This is a genomic window from Streptomyces rimosus subsp. rimosus (genome assembly GCF_000720725.1).
Classification (GTDB): Bacteria; Actinomycetota; Actinomycetes; order Streptomycetales; family Streptomycetaceae; genus Streptomyces; species Streptomyces rimosus_A.
The window spans coordinates 1-21,281 of the sequence record NZ_JOCQ01000014.1; the positions used below are offsets into that span (position 1 = coordinate 1).

General features: G+C 71.9%; 21 protein-coding genes. 9 read left to right on the forward strand and 12 right to left on the reverse strand.

Going from position 1 to position 21,281, the window contains the following annotated elements; translation table 11 throughout:
* The first annotated feature begins 2,059 nt into the window (after positions 1–2,059).
* The gene (locus tag IH45_RS0109960; RefSeq protein WP_030664654.1) at positions 2,060–2,332 is read left to right on the forward strand and encodes a hypothetical protein; all 273 of its coding nucleotides are present in this window, start codon (positions 2,060–2,062) and stop codon (positions 2,330–2,332) included.
* Between the two features lie 44 nt (positions 2,333–2,376).
* Here the strand turns inward: IH45_RS0109960 and IH45_RS1000000149250 are convergent, their stop codons facing one another.
* The 4 genes from IH45_RS1000000149250 to IH45_RS0109980 form a co-directional block, all read right to left on the reverse strand.
* Positions 2,377–2,535 (reverse strand): DUF6760 family protein, encoded by a 159-nt coding sequence (locus tag IH45_RS1000000149250; protein WP_199810650.1) that lies wholly within the window; start codon positions 2,533–2,535, stop codon positions 2,377–2,379.
* Positions 2,532–3,029 (reverse strand): hypothetical protein, encoded by a 498-nt coding sequence (locus IH45_RS0109970; protein ID WP_030664657.1) that lies wholly within the window; start codon positions 3,027–3,029, stop codon positions 2,532–2,534. The genes IH45_RS1000000149250 and IH45_RS0109970 overlap by 4 nt, the downstream gene beginning before the upstream one ends.
* Positions 3,029–3,472 (reverse strand): phage tail protein, encoded by a 444-nt coding sequence (locus IH45_RS0109975; protein ID WP_030648231.1) that lies wholly within the window; start codon positions 3,470–3,472, stop codon positions 3,029–3,031. The genes IH45_RS0109970 and IH45_RS0109975 overlap by 1 nt, the downstream gene beginning before the upstream one ends.
* A gap of 68 nt (positions 3,473–3,540) precedes the next feature.
* The gene (locus IH45_RS0109980; protein ID WP_030664660.1) at positions 3,541–5,142 is read right to left on the reverse strand and encodes a phage tail sheath family protein; all 1,602 of its coding nucleotides are present in this window, start codon (positions 5,140–5,142) and stop codon (positions 3,541–3,543) included.
* A 206-nt stretch (positions 5,143–5,348) separates the two neighbouring features.
* On the opposite strand from IH45_RS0109980, the gene IH45_RS0109985 reads away from it, so the two are divergent.
* Positions 5,349–6,749, forward strand: coding sequence for a hydrolase (locus tag IH45_RS0109985; RefSeq protein WP_030664663.1), 1,401 nt, complete (start codon positions 5,349–5,351; stop codon positions 6,747–6,749).
* Between the two features lie 21 nt (positions 6,750–6,770).
* On the opposite strand, the gene IH45_RS0109990 is transcribed toward IH45_RS0109985, so the two are convergent.
* The 3 genes from IH45_RS0109990 to IH45_RS0110000 all read right to left on the reverse strand — a co-directional run bounded on the left by IH45_RS0109990 (position 6,771) and on the right by IH45_RS0110000 (position 10,332).
* Positions 6,771–8,852, reverse strand: a complete 2,082-nt coding sequence (locus tag IH45_RS0109990; RefSeq protein WP_030664666.1) for an ATP-binding protein — start codon at positions 8,850–8,852, stop codon at positions 6,771–6,773.
* Positions 8,849–9,526, reverse strand: coding sequence for a Pvc16 family protein (locus IH45_RS0109995; protein WP_030664670.1), 678 nt, complete (start codon positions 9,524–9,526; stop codon positions 8,849–8,851). Before IH45_RS0109995 ends, IH45_RS0109990 begins: the two co-directional genes overlap by 4 nt.
* Positions 9,527–9,699: 173 nt before the next feature.
* A complete protein-coding gene (locus IH45_RS0110000) occupies positions 9,700–10,332 on the reverse strand; it encodes a helix-turn-helix transcriptional regulator (protein WP_030664673.1) in 633 nt (210 codons plus the stop codon).
* A gap of 356 nt (positions 10,333–10,688) precedes the next feature.
* Here IH45_RS0110000 and IH45_RS0110005 point away from each other — a divergent pair, with 356 nt between their 5' ends.
* The 4 genes from IH45_RS0110005 (at position 10,689) to IH45_RS0110020 (ending at position 14,160) form a co-directional block, all read left to right on the forward strand.
* Entirely contained in the window at positions 10,689–11,717 is a 1,029-nt protein-coding gene (locus IH45_RS0110005; RefSeq protein WP_030664677.1) for an NAD(P)H-dependent flavin oxidoreductase, read from the forward strand.
* Positions 11,714–12,427: an SDR family NAD(P)-dependent oxidoreductase gene (locus IH45_RS0110010; protein ID WP_030664685.1), complete on the forward strand. Its 714-nt coding sequence runs from the start codon at positions 11,714–11,716 to the stop codon at positions 12,425–12,427. Before IH45_RS0110005 ends, IH45_RS0110010 begins: the two co-directional genes overlap by 4 nt.
* A gap of 177 nt (positions 12,428–12,604) precedes the next feature.
* Positions 12,605–13,414: a bestrophin-like domain gene (locus IH45_RS0110015; RefSeq protein ID WP_030664688.1), complete on the forward strand. Its 810-nt coding sequence runs from the start codon at positions 12,605–12,607 to the stop codon at positions 13,412–13,414.
* A gap of 101 nt (positions 13,415–13,515) precedes the next feature.
* Positions 13,516–14,160, forward strand: a complete 645-nt coding sequence (locus tag IH45_RS0110020) for an HAD domain-containing protein (protein WP_063762964.1) — start codon at positions 13,516–13,518, stop codon at positions 14,158–14,160.
* Here the strand turns inward: IH45_RS0110020 and IH45_RS0110025 are convergent.
* Complete coding sequence (locus IH45_RS0110025; RefSeq protein WP_030664691.1) at positions 14,085–14,834, reverse strand: dienelactone hydrolase family protein; 750 nt, start codon at positions 14,832–14,834, stop codon at positions 14,085–14,087. The genes IH45_RS0110020 and IH45_RS0110025 overlap by 76 nt on opposite strands.
* 116 nt (positions 14,835–14,950) lie before the next feature.
* Here IH45_RS0110025 and IH45_RS0110030 point away from each other — a divergent pair, with 116 nt between their 5' ends.
* Complete coding sequence (locus tag IH45_RS0110030) at positions 14,951–15,430, forward strand: MarR family winged helix-turn-helix transcriptional regulator (protein ID WP_030664692.1); 480 nt, start codon at positions 14,951–14,953, stop codon at positions 15,428–15,430.
* 75 nt (positions 15,431–15,505) lie between these two features.
* On the opposite strand, the gene IH45_RS0110035 is transcribed toward IH45_RS0110030, so the two are convergent.
* Positions 15,506–16,093 carry a TetR/AcrR family transcriptional regulator gene (locus tag IH45_RS0110035; RefSeq protein WP_030664696.1) on the reverse strand — a complete coding sequence of 196 codons (588 nt, stop codon included), beginning with the start codon at positions 16,091–16,093 and terminating at the stop codon, positions 15,506–15,508.
* 70 nt (positions 16,094–16,163) lie between these two features.
* Between IH45_RS0110035 and IH45_RS0110040 the strand changes: the two genes are divergently transcribed.
* Both IH45_RS0110040 and IH45_RS0110045 read left to right on the forward strand, forming a co-directional pair.
* Positions 16,164–17,072, forward strand: a complete 909-nt coding sequence (locus tag IH45_RS0110040) for an NADP-dependent oxidoreductase (RefSeq protein WP_030664700.1) — start codon at positions 16,164–16,166, stop codon at positions 17,070–17,072.
* A 207-nt stretch (positions 17,073–17,279) separates the two neighbouring features.
* A complete protein-coding gene (locus IH45_RS0110045; protein WP_234440487.1) occupies positions 17,280–18,023 on the forward strand; it encodes a CPBP family intramembrane glutamic endopeptidase in 744 nt (247 codons plus the stop codon).
* Positions 18,024–18,148: 125 nt separating this feature from the next.
* On the opposite strand, the gene IH45_RS0110050 is transcribed toward IH45_RS0110045, so the two are convergent.
* From IH45_RS0110050 to IH45_RS0110060, 3 genes are all read right to left on the reverse strand, one after another.
* Complete coding sequence (locus tag IH45_RS0110050; protein ID WP_234440488.1) at positions 18,149–19,765, reverse strand: alpha/beta hydrolase; 1,617 nt, start codon at positions 19,763–19,765, stop codon at positions 18,149–18,151.
* Positions 19,766–19,983: 218 nt separating this feature from the next.
* Positions 19,984–20,403, reverse strand: a complete 420-nt coding sequence (locus tag IH45_RS0110055; RefSeq protein ID WP_030664707.1) for an SHOCT domain-containing protein — start codon at positions 20,401–20,403, stop codon at positions 19,984–19,986.
* Positions 20,404–20,559: 156 nt separating this feature from the next.
* Entirely contained in the window at positions 20,560–21,108 is a 549-nt protein-coding gene (locus IH45_RS0110060) for a DUF1269 domain-containing protein (protein ID WP_030664709.1), read from the reverse strand.
* Positions 21,109–21,281: the final 173 nt, after the last annotated feature.

A 21,281-nucleotide genomic window follows, 5' to 3' on the forward strand; every position in this document is an offset into this window, starting at 1 on the left:
GGGCTGGACGGCGCGCTGCACAGGGCTCATGGGTGTCCGTGGTGCAGGGGCTTGGGGTGTAGGGGGCTGGGGCACGGCGGTTGGTGACGCCGGCATCGATGCCGGCGCCGGCGCCGACGAGATCGGGGCTCCGAGGCCGGATCTCGCGGCCTTACGGGTGACGCTGCGCTGAACCGGGCGGTGGGGCGTGACGGGTGGAGGCGGGGAAGCGGGTGGTGCTGGGGGAGCGGCAGGCGTGCCCTTGGCCGGAGGCGTAGTGGGCACGGTCCGGCCCTCGGCAACCGGGATCGGCTGAGAGCCCCGAACCGACCGCTGGGCAGGATCAGTTGACGTCAGTGCAACCGAGTCCGATCCCGATCCCGACGCCGAGGCGGGGGCAATTGCCGCCGTGGCGCCCTCGACCGTCCTGTCGGCCGCAGTCGGATGAGCAGTCGGCGCCGGTCCCGAGGGCGCGGCAAGCCGCGTCGCGGCAGCCCGCACACCGGGGAGTGCGCGCGGCGCAACGGCCGTGGCGCCGGTGTTGTGCGGGGTGGGCATCGAGCCGGTGCGTGCGTCCTGCGCTGGTCCCGTGGCCGGACCGGCCGCTGAGCCCCCATCCGTGGTGGCGGTGGAGTCGGCCACTCGACGGGCGATGACCGTCGGCTGCCGAACGGCAGCCTCGGTCCCACTCGGAGTGGCCGTCCCACTCGGAGTGGCCGTCCCACTCGGAGTGGCCGCCGCGCTCGGATCGACCGCTTCGCGCCGGGTGTCAGGAGCCCGATGCGGGTTCGAGGATGGTGTCGGGGGCGGGGTTGGGTGGGCGTAGCTGTCACGGCTGGAAGACGGTGCCGACGCCATGTCCCCGGCACGCGTGGCGTTCCGTACGGTGGTGGACGCCGCCTGGTCGGGCACGCTGCCGGGGGCGGACGCCACGACATCGCCGGCCGAGGGAAGAGCGGCGTCCCGGCCGCGCGTACCGCCGCTCGGAGAAGACGTACCGCTCGGGGAAGACGCACCACTCGTGTCGTTGCTCCTGTCGCGTGCCGCGTCTGTAGAACCCGCAGCACCGCGAGGCGCGGCCGCTCCGCCGCGCGCGCCAGGTGCCGTACCGGTGTCGGGTGCTGGCACCGCACGGTCGCGGCGGACGGCCGACCGCTGGACTACTACGGTGTCAGCCTCCGTCCGGCTACTGGGCGCTGTCGGCCCAGGTTCTGCCCGCCCGCGCGATGCCGACGTTCCGCCGGAAGCGGGCGTACCGGCATTCGCGCCGGCTCCCCCTCCGCCGCTCTCCGACGGGTCTGCCGCAGCCGCCACCGGACCCTGAACGGACCCGGGTTCCTGCCGCGCCACCGGAAAAATCCGCCGTTGTACGGCCCCCGGCCCGGTCGGGGCCTTGGTCAGGGGCAGCCGGGACGGGGCGGAAGGGGCGGGCGGGGCGGGCGTCACGTAGACGCCGCGCGCCGGGGCCGGAGCAGGCACCTGCGCGTTCCGAGGCGCCGCCGGAGTTACGGACGTGGCGGGTGCAGCGGCCGGTGCCGATGGTTCCGCGGGGCTCGTCCGCCGGGCCAGAGCAACTGGCGGGTGCTCCCACGCCGTCGGCGTTTTCCGTACGGCAGACCCGTTCGCCGCCGTTCCCGCACCCTCCTGAGCACCAGCGGCGGCCGGAGCGGCCGGCGTGCCCGAGTGGCGCGAGGCCACCGAAACCGGCTGAGCCCCGGCAGCGGGCCTGGACCGGCCCACACCAACGGAAGGCCGAGCCCGCCCAGCCAGCTGAACCGGAACGGCAGACCCAACAGACCCAACAGACCCTACTGATCCCACAGCCCCCACAGTCCCCGCAGCTCCAGCGACAGCGGAAGCCGCCCCCAGCACCTCCACCCCCAGCACCTCCACCCCCGACACCGCCCGCAACGGCACCGCCGGTGCCCGCTGTACCACCGGCTCCGCCGACACCGGCGTCCATGGCAGCGCGTTCGACGGCTGTTCCAGCCCGGTCAACGGCCGGGCCGTCTCGGTCATCGCCCCGGCGATCAGGCTTTCGGGGGCGGGCCCCAGAACCCCGAGGCGGGACGGCGCATCCATGAACGACGGGTTCTGCCACGTCGGCAGCCGCTTGCCGAACCCGGCGTCCGCGACCTCGGCCCGGCCGTCGGCCACGGACCGCTGGATGGACGGCAGCGCGCGCCAGGCGTTCGCGGACGCCGAACCCGTAGAAGACGCCGAACCCGTGGAAGACCCCGCACCCGTAGAAGACTCCGCCCCCGTGGAAGCCGCCGACCCGGCGGACGATGCCGTACCGTTGGACGACGCCGCACCGCCGGTCACGGCACCAACCGCCACGCCACCACCATGATCACGGCCGCCTCGGCCCCGTATCCGGTCCAGGAACCCCATGGCTCAGTCCTCCGCCCCGGCGCGCGTCACGAAGGACGCGATCCGGTTCGTGTAGCCGCGGCGGTCGTGGTGTTCCAGGTCCAGGATCGCCTCCAGGCTCCAGTGGAAGTGGTAGGCGACGTACGCGATCTCCTCGTGCAGCCGGTCGGTCGCGTACGTCACGATTCCCCCAGGCGGCTCCCGCCGAGCTCCACCTCGAACGGCTCGGAGCAGTGCGGGCAGTCCACGGCGGCGCGGGTGTGGCCCTCGGCGTTGATCTGGCGGTAGAAGTCCTGGAGGAACGCCAGGTCGGAGGCGAACAGGCTCTCCACGATCCCGTCGTGCACCATCGGCAGCGTGCCCAGGCGCGTGATGACCCGGCCGAGCAGGACCACCGACAGGTACGCGGGGTTCTCCTGGACCCGGACGTCGCGCAGCGGAACCAGTTCGTCCCGTGCCGTCGACAGGCGCATCACGCCGTCCCGGTGCGCGGTGCCCGCGTCGTCCACGTATCCGCGCGGCAGCTGGAAGGGGAACTCGGTGCGCAGGGCGCGCGGTGCCGGGTCGGCCGGAGCAGCGGCGGGGGGCGGAGTGGGGGCCTCCGCTCCCGCCGCCGCGGTCGGGGGGACCGGCGCCGCCGCGGTCGCGCCCGGCGCACCGGCAGCCGTGCGCCGCATTATTCGACGACCAGTTCTTCGAAGACGATGGTCACGGTCTCGGTGAGCACCGAGGCCTCGCCGGCCTTCAAACTGCTGGCGTCGATCTTGCTGCACCAGGCGTTGCGCAGGTTGTACCGCTTCACCGGGTTGTCCTCGTAGTCCATCAGGATGATCGAGGCGTTCTTGCGGGCCGTGCTCATCCGGCCGGCGATCGAGTCGTTGATCCACTGGGTGAACGACGACGACTGGGTCATGCCGCGCACCACGGTGCACTGCCCGTTCTTCTGCACGCCCGGCAGGATGTTGATGTCGACGTGGCCCTGCGCGGTGTTCTGCGGGCTGACGATGACGTCCTGTTCGATGGTGAGGCCGCTGACCTCCGAGAGGTACTCGACCATCACCCCGTCGATCTGCAGACCGAAATTGTGTGAGGTGAGGGAGTCACCCTGCATGAGTGCCATGGATTCGCTGTCCTTCTGAGCTGTGGGACGGTCGGGTACGGGAGCTGCGGACGACGGGGGCGGGCGGCCTACTCCTCCAGCTCACCGCTGCCGCTGGAGAACTGCGACAACCGGAAGATCACGAACTCCGCCGGCTTGACCGGGGCGACGCCGATCTCGCACACCACCCGGCCCAGGTCGACCGACTCCGGCGGGTTGGTCTCCTCGTCGCACTTGACGTAGTAGGCCTCCTCGGGCTGCCGGCCGAAGAGCGCGCCGCTGCGCCACTCGTTGACCAGGAACGCCGAGATGTTGCGCCGGATGCGGGCCCACAGCGCGTGGTCGTTCGGCTCGAACACCACCCACTGGGTGCCGATCAGGATCGACTCCTCCAGGTAGTTGAAGTACCGGCGGACGTTCAGGTAGCGCCACTCGGGGTCGGACGACAGGGTGCGGGCTCCCCAGACACGGATGCCCCGGCCGGGGAAGGCCCGGATGCAGTTGACGCCGACGGGGTTCAGCAGGTCCTGTTCACCGCGGGTGATCTGGATCTCCAGGTCGACGGCGCCGCGTACGACCTCGTTGGCGGGGGCCTTGTGCACACCGCGCTCGGAGTCGTTACGGGCCCAGATGCCGGCGACATGGCCGCTGGGCGGAACCATGCGGGCCCGGCCCGTCGCCGGGTCGAAGGACTTCAGCCAGGGGTAGTACAGCGCCGCGTACTTGGAGTCGTAGCCCGCCGTCTCCTGCCGCCACACCCGTATCTGCTGGGCGTTCAGGCCGGGTGGCGGGTCGATGACGGCCACCCGGTCGCCCATCAGCTCGCAGTGCGCGATCAGCCCGAGCTGTACGGCCTTGACCGCCTCCAGATCGATCGCCCCGCGCTGGTAGGCGGCCATGAGGTCGGGCACGGCCACCATGGACACCTCGTCCACGGCCTCCAGGCCGCCGAAACCGGTGCGGTCCGCGGAGTCGCCGAGGTACTCGGCCGCGCCGGGGTTCGCGGTCGTGTCCCGCTCCACGGGCACGGACGCGGGTACGGGGGCGGGGGCGGGCGGCGCGGCCAGGGTGACGGTCTGGTTCTCCGGACGGACGAGCTGCGCCGCCGGCGCGGCCTCCGCCACGGTGATGAGCTTGGAGCGCTCCTTGACCTGGGCGACGACGTAGGACCGGTTGCCCTTCTTGGCGCTCACGTCGAACGTCTCGACCGGCTTGTCGCCGTCCTTGACGATCAGCCTGAACCGTTCGGCCGGGCCCTCGCCCTCGGGGTCGGCGACCTCCACGGTCAGGGGGCCGGCCGTGCCCTGGGCGATGGCCGCCACGGAGAACGCGCCGAGCTGCTTCGGCTCGGCGGCGGGCAGCTGCGCCGCGGGGGCCGGGCCCGTCACCTCGGCGGGGGCCTCGCCGTCCCCGGCGGCGCCCTCGGCGGAACCGCCGACCCGTACGACGTACGCCGCGGAGCCGCCGTTGTTGAAGAACCCGTAGACGGAGTGGGCGAGGTAGTAGCCGTCGGTGAAGTCACCGAAGGAGGCGACGTACTGGGTCCAGTTGGTCACCAGCGTGGGTTCGTTTAGGGGCCCGCTCGGTGCGAGCCCGACGAAGGCCGCCACGGAGGTGCCCACCCCCTCGATCGGACGCGAACCGCTGGCCACCTCCTCGACGTAGACGCCGGGCGACAGGTACGACGGCATGCTCTGCTCTCCTCGGGGTACGAGACGGGACGTCTCCAACCCTGGCGCGCGCGTCCCGCCGCCGAAACGTCCCCGGGGGCCGGGGCCCGGGCAAGGCGGTTGCCCCGGAGGGTGCGGGGACGTGCCTGGGCGGCCCGCTCGGCCGGGCAGCCGGGTCTGCCCGGACGGCTCCTGACGGTGTCCGCCGCCTCTCCTAGCGTCGTGGCGTGAGCCTTTGGACCTCTTTGGAACCCGCCTCCGCGACCGTCGACCCCGGCAGCAGCACCACGGTGCGGCTACGGGTGCGCAACACCGGGGACATCGTCGACGAGTACCGCTTCGAACCGGTCGGTGACCCCGCCCCGTGGACCACAGTGGAGCCGCGGGCACTGCGGCTGTACCCGGGCACGACCGGCACGGTGGAGCTGACGTTCGCACCGCCGCGTACGCCGGACGCGACCGCGGGACCGAATCCGTACGCGGTACGCGTCACACCGACGGAACACCCGGACGCCGTCACCGTCCCCGAAGGCAATCTGACCATCACCCCCTTCACCGAGGTGCGCGCCGAACTGGTGCCGACGACGGTGAAGGGACGGTTCCGGGGGCGGCCGCGACTGGCCGTGGACAACCTCGGCAACACCAAGGTCACCGCGTCGCTCGGCGGCAAGGACACCGGCGAACGGCTCGCGTACGACCTGCAGCCGGGCAATGTGCAGATCGAGCCGGGCCGGGCCGCCTTCGTCAAGGCGACGCTGCGGCCGCGGCAGATCACCTGGTTCGGCTCCAATCAGGAGCAGCCGTACGCCATCACCCTGCGCCGCGCCGGCGCCGAGCCGGAGGAGGTGAACGGCACCTTCGTCCAGCGCGGCATCCTGCCGGGCTGGCTGGCCACCACCTTCGGCCTGCTTCTCGCGCTGACGATCGCGTTCGTGACGATCTGGCTGGCGTACCGGCCGCAGTTGCAGAGCGTGGCGCGGGAGAAGCCCGAGAAGGCCGGGCAGCTCGCGCCGCCCCGGCCCTCCCCGCCGATCAGCAGCCCGCCGCCCAAGGCACAGGAGAAGCCGAGCGAACCGGCCGAGAAGTCCGGCAAGGGCGGGCAGGACGACCAGAAGGGCGGTGGGGGCGGCGGCGGTGACGAGCCGAAGGAGAAGCCCGCCGAGAAGACCGCGGCCACCGCGGTGCGCGAAATCGTTGCCCGCAGCGCGGGCCGCCACATCTGCTACCGGGCCTTCGTCCAGGACGACGGCTGGCAGGAGCCGGTGTGCGACGGGGCCGAGGCCGGGACGGTGGGCCAGGGCAAGCCGATCAAGGCCCTCAACATCGCGGTGTCCGACACCAAGGGTGTCACCGGCGCGAGCGCCTACGTGGGCGAGGGCTGGCGCAAGGGCGACTCGTGGAAGAAGGAGGACGACCGCAAGGACCTGGTCCTCGGCAGCACCGAGAGCGCCGATCCCCCGATGGAAGGGTTCACCCTCCAGGTCTTCGACGGCTCCGTGTGCCACGAGGCCTATGTGAAGGACCGCAACTGGCTGGGCAAGGGGTGCACCGAGCCCGGCAAGTGGCGGTACGGCGGCAGCGCCATGGAATGGAACCTCCAGTTGGAGGCGGTCCGCTTCACCGTGTGACCACGGGCGGGACCGGCCGCGTCACCAGCTCGTCTCGCCCGGGACCAGCCGGCCCGCCTTGCGGTACTCACGGCGGGCGCCTTCCCACAGGTCGCCCGCCGCGACCGGCTCGTCCCGGCCGGCCGCGAGATAGGCGGCGGTCACCACTGCACTGCGGATCGAGCCGCCCGCCAACTCGAAGTCCCGGGCGAGGGCGCCGACGTCGAGGTCCCCGGCGCGCGGCACGTGCGACAGGCCGTGCCGCCACAGCGCGAGCCGCTGCCCGGCGTCCGGGAAGGGGAAGTCGACCACCAGGTCCAGGCGGCGGGTGAACGCGTCGTCGATGTTGGCCCGCAGATTGGTGGTCAGCAGGGCGATGCCGTCGAAGGACTCCAGGCGCTGCAGCAGGTAGGCGCTCTCCATGTTGGCGTACCGGTCGTGCGCGTCCTTGACCTCCGAGCGTTTGCCGAAAACGGCGTCGGCCTCGTCGAAGAGGAGCACGGCGTCCGTACGGTCGGCCTCCGTGAAGATCCGTTCGAGGTTCTTCTCGGTCTCGCCGACGTACTTGTCCACGACCGAGGACAGCTGGACCACGTACAGGTCCACCCCCAGATCGGCGGCGATCACCTCCGCGGACAGCGTCTTGCCGGTGCCGGACTCGCCCGCGAAGAGACCGAGGACACCGCGTCCGCGTCCGCCGCCCGCGCTCAGCCGCCAGTCGCCGAGCACCCGATCGCGGTGGCGGGCGCGTAGGGCGAGTTCCCGCAGCTGGACGAGGGGTCCGTCGGGCAGGACCAGATCGCGCCAGTCCACCGCGGGCCGGATCCGGCGGGCATGCCGTTCGAGCCCGGAGGCCGACTGCTGCCGGGCGGCGAGCCGTACGTGCGCGGCGGTGAGCGCGGTGCCGTCGAAGGCGGCCAGCGCCGTCGCGGCGCGGGCGGCGCGCGCGATGCGCTCACCGCCGAGGTGGTACGGGGCCACGGTGCCGGCCAGGTCGAAACCGTCGGCGGCGGGCCCCAGCGCGGTGCGCCAGGAGGCCGTGCCCCCGGCCGGCCGCCGGGGAGCCTGGAGCACCAGCGGGTCGTGCGGGGACCACTGCGGATCGTACGGGCGGGTGTCGGCCAGCAGCACGGTCACGTCGGTGGCCGCGGCCAGCTCGGCCACCATCGGACCCGGGTGCTCGGGCAGACCGCACACCACGACCGCCCGGCCCGTCAGGCGTGCCTCCCGCAGCAGCTCCGGGACATGCCCCGGGGGGCCCGCGAAGTGCAGCGCGCCGACGCCCGCCTCGTACAGCACGGACGCGAGGGTGGCCAAGGCGTCACCCTCGCGGTGTTCCCGCAGATACGCGGTGCACGGCCCGTCGTCGATACGGGCGGCCAGCCGCCGGACGAAGCCCTCGTCGTGCTCCGCGCCGGGCAGCGGGCCCGGCATCGGACGCAGCCGGCCGCGGAGCACGGCATCCGGCGTGTCGTCGCCCAGCAGATGGGAGGTGAGCCGGTCGGGCACGGTCAACGACCGGGTGAGCAGCGGGCGGTCGGGCTCCTCGACGGACAGCAGGCCGAAGGCGCGCAGCGGCGCCGAGGGGTGGAACCGGGCGCGGGCCTCCGGCAGGTGCGCGGGCATGCCGCACAGGTCGAGGGCGAGCCCCACGGTGGCGCGGCGGCGGCTCACCTCGTCGTTGAGGTAGCCGTACAGCGGCTCGAAGGAGCGGTCGAGGTCGGGGGCGAGGGCGATCAGGAGCACGGCCGTGTCCAGCTCGGTCAGCCGCAGCCGGGCGGCCGTCCGGGCCAGGCGGTCGTCGGCGTCCTTTGGCCACTCGGCAGGCACTTCCGGCCGTACGTCCTCCTCCCACACCGCGTCCGGTTCCGCACGCGGCCAGGTGCGCAGCAGATGCCCCACGGATTCCTCGGACACGTAGAGGCCGCGCAACGGGTCGTCGGCGGTGGGGTCGCCGGTGGCGCGGTGTTCGACCAGCGCGGTCACCGCATGCCGCAGCTCGGCCAGCCGGCCGAGGAGCGGGCGCGCCGGACCGGCGGCCGCGGCGTCCCCCGGCCCGGCGGCTTCGGAGCCTTCGGGCCCGGCGGCCGTGGGGAGCAGGTCTTCCAGGGGCGAGGTGTTCATGTCTGCTCCGCGCGGCGGGCCGCCGCTTGCTCGTGCGCGGCGCGGGCCGCCGCGATCTGACGGGGCCGGTGGGCGCGTTCCTCCGAGCGGGGCGGGCCGCCGTCCACCCCTCGTATCCGGACCGCCGCCCCCTCGGTGACCGGGGGCCCGGCGTCGTAATCGGGGTACGCCGGGAACGGCACGGTCATCGCCACATCCAGGGAGGGCTTCAGCTCACCGCCCACCGCGGACCAGATGTCGGCGACGGAACGGGCCTCCGGCTGGCTGCCGCCCACCGTCAGCGGCAGCGCCAGACCCAGGCGTCCGAGTGATTCCGGCAGGTCCTCGGCGGCGAGCAGTTCGTGCGGCAGCAGCGTGGCCAGCACCGCGGACAGCAGCCGGTGTTCGTCCTGCGGCGTCTTCGTCCAGGCCGTCACCAGGTAGGACAGCCGGAACCAGCGCGGCGGACGGCGGCGGCGTACGACGATGTCCCGCTCGTCGCGCAGCGCCGTGCGCCCGCGCTGCCGCCGGGACACGTCCTCCCGGACGTCGTACAAGTAGGCGTTGACCACGGGCGCGTTGCGCCGGGCCGCCCAGTCGCGGGTGGGCACCTCGAAGGACACGTCGATACCGGACCCGGCCAGTGCCCCGCCACCGATCAGGCCCTTGAGGACCTCGTCCGCCTCATGAATCACTTACGCGCTCCCAGCTGCCGGCCGCCGCCCCGGCCGGATCCCGGCGTCGGCTCTGCACGGCCCTGCCGCCGATCGTGCTCCCCGCGCCGCTCGCCGCGCAGGCACATCGGGGACGGCGGCGGGGCAGGCCTCGTGCCCCGAGGGGCTTGCCGACCTGCCCCGCCGCCGTCCGCTCAGATGTAGCCCTCACGGAGCGCGTACGCCACGGCGTGCGAGCGGTTGCGCAGGTGCAGGCGTGTGGTGAGGCCGTGCATGACGTTCTTGACGGTGCGTTCGGAGTACGACAGCTTGCCGGCGATCTCCGTGGTGTCGAGCCCCTCGGCCACCAGCCGTACGACGTCCACCTCGCGGGGCGTCAGGCCCAGGAAGGACGCCGGATGGTCGCCGCCGCCCCGGTGCAGGCGCCCCACCTGGCTGATCAGCCGCCCCAGCAGGTCGGCGGGCAGATCGCCGCCGCCCTCGGCCGCGGTCAGCACCGCCTGCACCAGCCGGTGCGCGGTGGCCTCCCGACGCCAGACGATGGCCCCGGCGCCGCACTCGATGACGTCCAGCAGTTCGTTCTCCCGGATCGTGCCCACGACGAGCACCACCCGCGCGCCCTCGCTGCGCACGACCCGCCGCAGCCGGGCGAGCGCGGCCTCGTCGAGGACGTCCTCGACGAGCACGACCACGGAGGCGGACCCGGAATCCTCACAGAGGGCGACCTCCGGGTGGCGGCGCAGCTGACTGATGACCCCCTCGCGGCTGATCGGGTCGGGTGCGGTGACCGCCACCCGCACCCGGCTCACGGTGGGTACGGAAGCCATGACGGCCGGGACGGCCGGGTGCGTGCTGAGCAACGATTCCCCCTCGTTCTGTTCACCGGCGCCTCTCCGGCGGAGCCGTTCGGCGGCAGCGCCACCGGCAGGCGGCCGGCCATGACGCCGCTCGCGTAGCCGTACCCGTCCGGATCCGGTACGTGACTGCGGTGTCAACCATGCCGCCGGGAAGGGAAATGCCGCGTCGGCGAGAACTACGTAGGCGGCGTCCTACGTAATGGAAAGACGCCTTCCCCCGGGCCGGGCACGGGCGACGACGTGGCTGTACGCGCATATCCGACCCGGGCCCTGGCCCCGTACGGACGCCGGTGGGAACCTGCCGGGAGAGGCAGGAGGGGGCCGTCATGGGGGTGCTGTCCACCAGGTTCACCGAGAGGTTCGCCGTACCGTATCCCTTCGCCTGCGCCGGGATGGCGTTCGCGGGTGGGACCGCCGATCTGGCGGTCGCCGTCACCACCGCGGGCGGCATCGGCGCGGTGGGGGCCGCGCTCATGCATCCGGACCACCTCCGGCAGTTCATCCACGAGATCCGCGGGAGCGTGCGGGACGCACCGTTCAACGTCAATCTGATCACGTACTTCGACAACGCCGAACACGTCCGCGTCTGCGTGGAGGAGCGGGTACCGGTCGTCTCGTACCACTGGGGCCACCCGCCGGCCGGGCAGATCGAACGGTTGCGCGCGGCCGGGGTGTCGGTGTGGGAACAGGTCGGCTCCGCCGACGCGGCCGAGCGGGCCGTGGCGGACGGGGTGGAGGTCGTCGTCGCCCAGGGCTGGGAGGCGGGCGGGCACAACTACGGCGGCCTGCCCACCATGGTCGGCGTTCCCGCCGTCGTGGACGCCGTGGGGGAGCGGGCGCTGGTCCTGGCCGCGGGCGGCATCACCGACGGACGCCAGGTGGCGGCGGCCCTGTGCCTGGGCGCCGACGGTGTGTGGGTGGGCACCCGGCTGCTCGCCTCGCCGCAGGCGCGGGTGCATCCCGAGCACCACCGGCGGCTGGTCGCCTCCCGAGGGGAGGACACGGTCCGTACGGCGGTGTTCGGCCCGGAATGGCCGGACTTCAACCCGATGCGGGTGCAGCGCGACCGCGTGGTGTCCCAGTGGCACGACCGGCTGGACCAGGTGCCGGCCGACCGGCACGCCCTGGAGGAGATCGGCACCACGGTCTTCCAGGGTGAACGGGTGGTACTGCACAAGTTCAACGTGTTCCCGCCGGTGCCGGAAACGGAGGCCGACTGGGAGGAGATGCCCTGGCTCATGGGGCAGGGCGTCGGCCTCGTACACAGTGTGCGGCCCGCCGGGGACATCGTCCGGGAGATGATGGACGAGGCCGGACGGGTGCTGAGCCGGTTCCGGACCGGGGGCGCGCCATGAACGCGCAGGACCAGAAGGTTGCCGTCATCACCGGTGCGTCGCAGGGCATCGGCGCCGCGCTGGTGGCCGCCTACCGCAAGCTCGGATACGGCGTGGTGGCCACTTCGCGCACCATCGTCGCGTCCCGGTCCCCGGACGTCATCGCCGTACGCGGCGACATCGCCGATCCCGCGACCGCCGAACGGATCGTCGCCGCGGGCGTGCAGCGGTTCGGCCGTATCGACACCCTGGTCAACAACGCGGGCATCTTCCTCGCCAAGCCGTTCACCGACTGCACACCGGAGGAGTTCGCCTCGGTGATCGGCGTGAATGTGACCGGTTTCTTCCACCTCACCCGGTCGGTCGTCCGGCACATGCTCACCCGGGGCGGCGGTCACATCGTCACCCTCACCTCCAGCCTGGTCGACAACGCGGACGCCCGCGTGCCCTCCGTACTCACCTCGCTGACCAAGGGCGGCCTGCAGTCCGCCACCAAGTCGCTGGCCATCGAGTACGCGACACGCGGCATCCGCGTCAACGCCGTCTCGCCGGGCGTCATCAAGACCCCGATGCACCGGGAGGAGGAGCACGCGGCCTTGAGCGGCCTGCTCCCGGTCGGCCGGCTGGGCGCGCCCGGCGACATCGTCGACGCGGTGCTGTACCTGGAGAACGCCGCCTTCGTCACCGGCGAGATCCTCCACGTCGACGGCGGCCAGAGCGCCGGGCGCTGACTCACGGTCAGGTGCCGCTGTCTCCGCGTCGGGACCGGTACCTCCAGGCGATGCAGGAGTGTCGCTCGTACGGGTGGCCGGGCGGGCGGAACCGCATGCCGCTCAGGGCACTCAGGCAAAGGCATCGGGAGAGAGACCGATGGCCCGAGCCCTGACCCCGCTCCCGGAGACGCACTCATGATCGTCACCATCGTGGTGGCCGCTGTTGCCCTGATCCTCGGGCTGATCGCCCACCATTTCCTGCGCCGCCACGACTCCGACGCCGACGACGAAGGCCTGTCGGTGCGGGACCTGATCAGCCCGGTACAGACCCTGACCGTACTGATCCTCGCCTTCGTCCTGGCCACCGCAGCCGGTTCCTACAACAGGGCCGAGGAAGCGGTGCACAACGAGGCCAACGCGGCCGACCACCTGGAGGAGACGGCGGAATTCCTCCCCAACGCCGCACAGCGCCGCCGGGTGCAGGCCGACGTCGTCTGCTACACCCGCGCGGTACGCCACTACGAATGGCCGACCATGGCCCACGGCGAAAGCTCCCCGGTGCCCAGCGTCTGGACCGCCGACCTGCGCGCCGCCTTCAAGGACATCGGCACGGACCAGGGCGCCTTCGGCATGCTCGTGGGGGCGGACGACACCCGCTCCAAGGCCCGTCAGGCACGTCTGACGGAGTCGACCGCCGCGGTACCCGCGGCGATCTACTGGTTCATGCTCGTCCTGCTCTCCATCACCGTCATCTCCCTGTGCCTGTGCATCCCCAGACGCCGCAACCGGCCCCAGCTCGCCACCCTGGCCATGGCGACCGCCCTGCTCACCGCCACCCTGCTGCTCGTCCGCGACGCCGAATGCCCCTTCGGCGGAGCCATCTCCGTCAGCCCCACCGCCATCGCCGACGTCGAACACCAAGCCGCCCGCGATTTCCAGGCCGACGCCCCGGGCGTGGACCTGCCCTGCGACTCCCAAGGCCACAAGCAGAGCGGCAACGCTTGACGCTCCGAGCGCCGGCCAGGTGGAGGCGAGCATGTCGACTGCGGCGGGCGGCAGTACAAGCACGGGCTAAGGTGCCGGAAATCGTTGCCCGACAGGGGGATATGGTGAACGACCGGCGGCCATTGCTGTTCCTGGACATCGACGGGCCACTGCACCCGTACGCGACGCCGTCCGGCACGTGTCCCGAGGAATACCTCACCGTGGGCCTCCCGGCCGAGGCGCGCCGCCCCTCCGCTGCCGCGAGCCCGCGATCCTACATGCGACCGGAGACGGTGTGGCTCAACCCGGCCCACGGCCCCGCGCTGCTGTCCCTCGGGTTCGAGCTGTGCTGGGCCAGCGCCTGGATGGACGATGCGAACCGGTGGATCGGCCCCGTCCTCGGTCTTCCGCCGTTGCCTTTCGTCGACTTCGGTGAAGCCCTGATGCGCGAGCGGCCGGACGGAATTCACTGGAAGTCCGCTCCGCTCGTCGCCCATGCGGGCGGCCGGCCCTTCGCCTGGGTGGACGACGAGCAGACCGATGCGGACGACGCTCATATCACCGCCGCCCACCGGGCCGGGGCCTTGCTCCACCACGTGAATCCGCGCATCGGCCTACGGGACGAGGACTTCGCCGTTCTGGCCGGCTTCGCAGCCACGCTGCACGGCTCCGCCTCCTCGGCGCCGGATCCTCAGCCGGTGGTCAGGGCGCGGTCGAGCAGGGGGAGCAGCCGGTCCCAGTGGCGCTGCAGGGCGGAGGGGCTGTAGGCGGCGGTGTCGCTCATGGTGAAGCCGTGAACGGTGTCGGGGTAGATCTCCGTGGTGTAGTCGACACCCGCGGCATCCAGGGCCTGGTTGAGTTCGCTCAGGGCCTCGGGCGTCAAGTCGCCTTCGGCGAGGCCGATGTGGACCTGGGCCGTGAGCCGGGAGACCAGGCGGTGCGGGCTGTCGGGCGCGTCGGTGACCAGGAAGCCGGGGTGGAACCCGGCGACGGCGGCCACCTTCTCGGGGTGGGCCGTCGCGGCACGCATCGCCAGGGCGGCGCCCAAGCAGTAGCCGATCGTGCCGACCGGCCCGTCGCCGACCTCGGGCTGGGCACTGAGGAAACCGAGGTAGGCGTCGGCGTCGCGCAGGACGAGGTCGGTGGTGAGCGCATCGACCAGCGGCTTCAGCTGGGCGAAGACCGCGGGCCGGTTCTCTTCCCCGATGTAGTCGGGAAGATCGGTCACCGGTGCCGGGCCGTTGCGGTAGTAGAGATTGGGGACGAGTACGTAGTACCCGTGCTCGGCCAGTTCGCGGGCCTTGTTCTCCAGTTCGGGCCGCAGGCCGATGGCGTCCATGTACAGCAGCACCCCCGGGTGCCGCCCGCCGCGGTCGGGAAAGGCGGCGAAAGCGTCTGCGTGTCCGTCAGCGGTGGGAATCTGCAGCGTCTTGGTGGGCAAGGTCTTCCTTCCTCGGGGCGGACTTCGCACTCGCGTGCCGCCCTGACGTCTCGGCCGTCTCGGCGCGAGTGAACGTACATCGTTAGTCGGACTAACGCAATGAGTAGGATGACGCCATGATCGGAGCCGAAGCAGCGGACCTGCCCGACGACGGCGCGCCCCGGACGCCCGACAGGCTGCGCCGGCGCGCGAGCCGGCTGCTGTCACAGCTCACCGTGCGGTCGGACCGGCTGATCACCGAGGGACTGGCCGAGGCCGACGCCCGCAAGTGGCACTACGCGGTCCTCGCCTCGCTGCTCGAATACGGGCCGGGCAGCCAGGCGACGCTGAGCCGGCGCACCGGCATCTACTGCAGCGACATGGTCGGCGTACTCAACGAACTGACCGAGCGCGGCCTCGTCGAGCGGGCACCCGATCCGGCGGACCGGCGCCGCAACATCATCACGATCTCCGCCCGGGGCCGCAGCCGCCTGCACCGTCTCGACGCGGTCCTCGACGACCTCCACGACCTGTTGCTCGCCCCGCTGAGCCCCGCCGAACGCGACCAGTTCGTACAGTTGCTCACCCGCTTGCTGGACCACCACACCCGGGGCTGACGCGGGGGTGGCAGGGGCGGGCCATCCGATCGGGAACACGCGGCCACGATCGTGGCCGCGGCCGTGACACGCACCTTACTTACGTGGAGACGGGCAGGCGGCCTCCCAAGCCGCCTCGATCATCCGGAAGATCTCGTCCACCGCGGCCTCCGGATCGGCCGCCTCGCGGGCCAGTGCGTAGGCGTCGATGACGAACCTCGCGATCGTCCGGCCGGCCGTGGCGGTCGGCGCCAGGCCGGGGTCGGCGGTGATGGCCGTGGCCAGCGACTCCGCGTGGCGCAGCCGCATCGACTCCTCGTACTCCCGCAGGGCGCGTGATGCCTCGATCATGCGCCAGATCGGGGCGGCGCCGTCCGCCGTGCAGTGCCGCACCAGGGCCTCGGTCTCGCGGCGCAGCGCGGGGATGAGCGGCTCGTCCGGCGCCCGGTCGGTGACCGCCCGCGTGAGGCGCTGCTCGAAGTCCGCGTCCTGCTCGAACACCAGGGCCTCTTTCGAGGCGAAGTGGGAGAAGAGCGTGGTGACGGCCACGTCGGCCTCGGCGGCCACGTCCCGGATGCCCACCGCGTCGTACCCGCGCTCCAGGAAGAGCCGCAGCGCGGTGTCGGCGATCTTCTGGCGGGTCGCGGCCTTCTTGCGTTCGCGGCGTCCGGGCGGCTCGGTCATGCCCTGATGCTAACAAATGCGAAAGCGGAACAGTTTCAAAACACTAACCGTTAGTGCTACGGTCGGCGGCATGAAGAAAGTGAGCTTCGCCGAGTTCGGCGGCCCCGACGTTCTGCAACTCATCGACGCCGAGGAGCCCCACGCGGGCCCCGGCCACATACGCGTCGCCGTGCGGGCGGCGGGCGTGAACCCCGTCGACTGGAGAATCCGCGAGGGCCAGTTCCAGGAAGAGAGCCGCACGGTGCACCGGCCGATCACGTTGCCCGCCGGAATCGGGCAGGACGCCTCCGGTGTGGTGGACGAGGTCGGCGAAGGCGTCGAAGGGGTCGAGGTCGGCGACCGGGTGTTCGGCAGGGGTTCGAGCACCTACGCCGAGTTCGCCGTGCTGGCGGCCTGGGCCCGGATGCCCGAGGGCCTGACGTTCGAAGAGGCGGCCGGCTACCCGTCCGTGGTGGAGACCGCGCTGCGCATCGTCCGTGAGTCCGGTGTGCAGGCCGGGCAGACGCTGCTGGTCAGCGGCGCGTCCGGGGGAGTCGGGTCGGCGGTGCTGCAGATCGCCCGCGACCGCGGCATCACGGTGATCGGCACGGCCGGGGCCGCGAACCAGGACTACCTGCGGAGCCTGGGCGCCCTCGCCACCACGTACGGCGAGGGCTGGGCCGAGCGGGTGCGGCGGCTCGGCCGGGTCGATGCGGCGCTCGATCTGGCCGGTTCGGGCGTGATCCGGGAACTGGCCGAGCTGACCGGGGACGCGCGGAAGGTGATCTCCATCGCCGATCTCGAAGCGCCGGAACTGGGCGCCCGGTACTCCGGTGTGACCGGCAACGTACCGGACGCGCTCGCCGAGGCCGCCGACCTCATCTCGCGGGGCAAGCTCCGGATACCGGTCGAGAAGTCGTACACCCTCGCCGAGGCCGCGGCGGCACACGCCGACAGCCAGGCCGGACACACACGCGGGCGCCGGGTCATCCTCGTCTGAGCCGATTCCTGAGCGGTCGCACGCCCGCCCGGCACGCTGCATTCCTCGGCGGTGGCGCATGCTCTGGCCGCCGCCGAGGCGTTGATCCGATGGCCCGGCGCCAAGCGGTCCATCGCCTCGACCGCGCCGCTCTCCAGATGCACGATAAGCGCAGCGACCAGTACGCCGCCGTGGTGCTCAGCAGGCAGCCTCCCGAGGGACGATGCCATGGATCGCAAGGGAACCGGCTCGGCCGACGACACCGACCGCGCGGCACGGCCGATGGGCACCGGTGCAGCGGTGGGCGTCACGGTGGCTGTGCTGGCGGTTGCCAATGTGGTCAACAATCGGTGGGCGCCGTCGTTCGGGGTGCTGACCGGCGTTGTGGTGAGCGCGTTGCTGTTGGGCGTTCTGTTCCGGGCCGGGGGCGGCTGGGCGGACGCGGGGCTTGGTGCGGCGACGCTGAGGAGCGGTGCGCTTTGGGCGGTGGTGCTGGTCGGGCTGGTTGCTGCGGGGTATGCGACGGCGGCCTTGCTGCCGGTCACCCGGGGGCTGTTCGCGGACGAGCGGTACGGCGGGCTGACCGGTGGTCAGGTGGCGCTGCGTGTTCTGGTCACGGTGCCGGTCGGTACGGTGCTGCTGGAGGAGGTCGCCTTCCGGGGGGTGTTGTACGGCCTGGTGCTCCGGGTCCGGGGCGCCGTGTGGGCGACGGCGGTGTCGAGCGTGTTGTTCGGGGTGTGGCACGTTCTGCCGTCGCTGGGGTTGGCGACCGACAAGCCCGCCCTGACGCCGCTGTTCGGCCGTTCCGCGTTCGGTGTGGTGGCCGCCGTGGTGGCGGCGGTGCTGTTCACCGGGGCGGCGGGCGTGCTCTTCTGCGAACTGCGCCGCCGTAGCGGGAGTCTGCTGGCGCCGATGGGGTTGCATTGGGCGGTCAACGCGTTCGGCTACCTGGTCGGTTTCCTGTTGCGGTGACCGGAGCTGCAATGACTGGAACTGCAATGACCGGAGCTGCAATGACTGGAACTGCGGTGACCGGACGGGGACGAGCTGGGTGAGGCCGCCGCGCCACTCGGAGGCGTGCGTATCGCACCACGCGGTCACTTCTCGGCGGCGATGATGTCCTTGAGCCGGCCGAGGTCCTGTGCGGTGATGTCCGGGGGCCGCATGACGGCGTTCCACCCGTCCACGTATTCGGTGGTGTACGTGTGGCCGTGGCCTCTCGGGACGTCGGCGGCGAACGGAAGGTCCGCGGTGACCTGCCAGAAGGTCACGAACGGCAGCCACACCATCTGTTCGAGCACATCGTCGCCCGGATGCTGGCCGATCCAGTCCGGTTCGCTGTAGACGAGGTGCGGGCTCCACCAGACGATCGGGTCGGACGAGTGCATGAGGTAGAGGACACGGCTTCCGTTCCAGGGCCGGTCCGCCGGGGGGATCTCCGCGCCCGGATCGTTGGTGAACCGTACGGTCCGACCGTCCTTGTAGACGGGCCGGACCTCGGGGCTGCCGGCGTCCCGGTGATCGCTGAACTCCCGGAACAGCGTGTTGAAGGCCGGCGGGCCGGCGAACAGGGTGCCCGCGGTGCGGTTGCGCAGGTCGTACTCACCGCTGAATGCGGTCTCGCCGCCGAAGGACCCCAGGCTCTCCCCGGCGACGAACAGCCGGGGGCGGTGGTCGGACGGCAGTTTCGACCAGGTGTCGTAAACGGCGTCGAAGAGGGCACGGCCCGCCTCGCGGGCCTTGGTCTGGTCGACGAGGTAGGAGAGCCACGACGGGAGGTAGGAGTACTGCATCGCGACGGTGGCGGAGTCGCCGCCGCTGAGGTACTCGAAGGTGTCCACCGCGGCGGGATCGACCCAGCCGCTGCCGGTCGTCGTCATGACGAGCAGGTTCTCGCGCTCGAAGCCGCCCTGCCGGGTCAGGTCGGCGACCGCCTGGGCGGCACGGGCCTCCGTGTCGTCGGAGGACGCGAGCCCGGCGTAGGACCGGATCGGTTCGGTCGCCGGGCGGCCGGTGAACGCCCCGATGGCGGCTGCCGACGGACCGGTGCCGGTGAAGTTGCGTCCTTGCAGGCCCAGCGAATCCCACGGTACGAGCGAGCCCGGCCCGCCGGAGCGCAGGGTCGTCGTGGGCCGGTGCGCCCCCTCCTCGGTCGTCGTGTCGCGGAGCGCGAAGGTGTTGTTGGCGAGGCCGACGAGGCCGTCGAGCAGCAGCCCGGTGACGATGGCCCAGATGAGTGCGGCGACCACGGTCCAGCCGACGGCGGACGCGGCACGCGGCCCGATCCAGCGCTTGAGCAGGCGTACGAGCCGGCGGTACAGGCCGCGGACGCCGCGCGCGGTCAGCAGGAGAAGGAAGAAGACCAGGGCCGCGATGAGCGGGGACACCACGGCGAGCGGCACGTTGTAGCCGGTCACCCCCATCAGCCGGCGGATCTGGTACTGCCAGTACTGCCCGAAGCCGAAGAAGAGGCCGAAGAGGATGACGCCGCTGATGAAGAAGGCGGTCCAGGACCTGTGCCGCGGGTGCCTCGGTTCCCGGTCGGCGAACGCGCGCCACACCCACGCGGCGAGTATCCCGGCCGCGTAGCCGAGGGCCGCGTTGATGCCGCAGATCAGGCCCTGGAGGATGCCGCCGCGCGGGAGCAGCGACGGGGTGAAGGAGAGGCAGGCGAACAGCAGCGCGCCCCAGCATCCGGGGAGGGTGGCGGACAACAGCCTCCGGCGCTTACGGGACTCCGGCGGCCGACCGGAATCCTCCGCCGCTGCCGCGGTGCGTGCGGGAGGGGGCGGGCCGTCCGGCGCTCCTGATGCCGGGCCGTCCGGCGCCCCTGATGTGTCGCCCGCCATGGCAACCTCCGTTCCGGAAGACCCGCCGAAGCCTCACCGAAGACCCCGCCAGGACAGCACAACGACCGTTGTCACCGCGGAGGTCAGTGCAGAACCTTGCCCTTCGCCCGCTGGAACTCCTCCTCCGAGATGTCGCCCCGCTCCCTGAGCTGCGACAGCTTCGTCAGCTCGTCGGCCTGGGTGGTGCGGGGAGCGTCCTTCGCCGCGGTCCGGCGTACGTACGCGTCGAAAGCCTCCTGCTGGGCCTGCGCCCGGTTCACTTCGCGCCGGCCCATGCCCCGGCCCCGGGCGAGGACGTAGACGAGGACGCCGAGGAAGGGCAGCACGATCACGAAGACGATCCAGCCCGTCTTGGCCCATCCGTTCAGCCGGTCGTCGCGGAAGATGTCGCCGATGACGCGGAACAGCAGGAAGAACCACAGCATCCACATGAAGAGCCAGAACGTGGTCCAGAAAACGCCGAGCAGCGGATAGTCGTATGCGAGGGTGACGGAACCGCTCATGGTTGACTCCTTCGCGGGCTCGTTCCGATGAGGCAGGCGCCCGGCGTACGGAATCTCATGGGCACGGTCCCGGTCCGTCGTCTGCCGACCAGGGTGTCTGTGGCTTCCTCGCCGGTTTCACGAGTGCTTCTTCCGGGAGGCGGTTCGAGGGTCGGCTCAGGGGCCGGTTCGAGGATCGGTCCCTTCCCCCGCCTTCTTTTCCGCCTCGTCGTCGAACCGCGCGGCCGTCGCGAGCAGTTCCGCGGCAATGGGGGCGAGCGCTTCCTCGGTGAGGAACCCCTCGGCCACGGGCACGCCTCCCTGCTCGCGGACCGCGCGCCTCAGCTTCCTCGCCCAGCGGTGTTCCAGCAGCAGGAAACCTGCTGTGGTGCCCGGCTCCAGGGCATCGGCGAGCTGCCGGACGTCGTCCGTGTCGAGGCCGAAGGGGCGTCCCGGTGCCAGGGACGGGAACGCGGCTTCCGCTTCCCGCAAGCTGCCCGGGCCCAGCCCGAGCAGCGCGCTGACCGTGTCGCCCATGCCTTCCGCCTGGTAGCCGACGGAGACGAGGTCGCCGTCGGTCTGCTTCTGTACGACGAGCAGGTCCAGCACGAGGATCTGGCCGGCGGCCGTGAGCTCGTCCAGCTCCTCGACGATCCGCCCTTCGAACGTCGCGTCCGGACCGAACGCGATCGTCAACAGCTGTATGGGGCCGGTCTCGGTCGTCATGCGGTCTCCCTCTGTAGGAGTTCCCCGTCATTCAGCAACAGGCCGGGTGGGACGGCATCCCCCGTAGGAGGTGAGTACACGGCGCGCGGCGGCAGCGTGCGGCGACTCGACCGCTGTCCGAAAGACGTGAGGCGATGCCTCCGGCGGGACGGACCCGCTCGGGCTCCGGGTAC

Bases quoted from the DNA above. Each gene is read 5' to 3' on its own strand.
- IH45_RS0110020 (WP_063762964.1), top strand. From the start codon at position 13,516: ATGGTGAACGACCGGCGGCCATTGCTGTTCCTGGACATCGACGGGCCA.
- IH45_RS0110015 (WP_030664688.1), top strand. From the start codon at position 12,605: ATGATCGTCACCATCGTGGTGGCCGCTGTTGCCCTGATCCTCGGGCTG.
- IH45_RS0110030 (WP_030664692.1), top strand. From the start codon at position 14,951: ATGATCGGAGCCGAAGCAGCGGACCTGCCCGACGACGGCGCGCCCCGG.
- IH45_RS0110055 (WP_030664707.1), bottom strand. From the start codon at position 20,403: ATGAGCGGTTCCGTCACCCTCGCATACGACTATCCGCTGCTCGGCGTT.
- IH45_RS0109970 (WP_030664657.1), bottom strand. From the start codon at position 3,029: ATGCGGCGCACGGCTGCCGGTGCGCCGGGCGCGACCGCGGCGGCGCCG.
- IH45_RS0109990 (WP_030664666.1), bottom strand. From the start codon at position 8,852: ATGAACACCTCGCCCCTGGAAGACCTGCTCCCCACGGCCGCCGGGCCC.
- IH45_RS0110040 (WP_030664700.1), top strand. From the start codon at position 16,164: ATGAAGAAAGTGAGCTTCGCCGAGTTCGGCGGCCCCGACGTTCTGCAA.
- IH45_RS0110005 (WP_030664677.1), top strand. From the start codon at position 10,689: ATGGGGGTGCTGTCCACCAGGTTCACCGAGAGGTTCGCCGTACCGTAT.
- IH45_RS0110060 (WP_030664709.1), bottom strand. From the start codon at position 21,108: ATGACGACCGAGACCGGCCCCATACAGCTGTTGACGATCGCGTTCGGT.
- IH45_RS0109980 (WP_030664660.1), bottom strand. From the start codon at position 5,142: ATGCCGTCGTACCTGTCGCCCGGCGTCTACGTCGAGGAGGTGGCCAGC.
- IH45_RS0109960 (WP_030664654.1), top strand. From the start codon at position 2,060: ATGAACGACGGGTTCTGCCACGTCGGCAGCCGCTTGCCGAACCCGGCG.
- IH45_RS0109975 (WP_030648231.1), bottom strand. From the start codon at position 3,472: ATGGCACTCATGCAGGGTGACTCCCTCACCTCACACAATTTCGGTCTG.
- IH45_RS0110010 (WP_030664685.1), top strand. From the start codon at position 11,714: ATGAACGCGCAGGACCAGAAGGTTGCCGTCATCACCGGTGCGTCGCAG.
- IH45_RS0110035 (WP_030664696.1), bottom strand. From the start codon at position 16,093: ATGACCGAGCCGCCCGGACGCCGCGAACGCAAGAAGGCCGCGACCCGC.
- IH45_RS0110045 (WP_234440487.1), top strand. From the start codon at position 17,280: ATGGATCGCAAGGGAACCGGCTCGGCCGACGACACCGACCGCGCGGCA.
- IH45_RS0110000 (WP_030664673.1), bottom strand. From the start codon at position 10,332: ATGGCTTCCGTACCCACCGTGAGCCGGGTGCGGGTGGCGGTCACCGCA.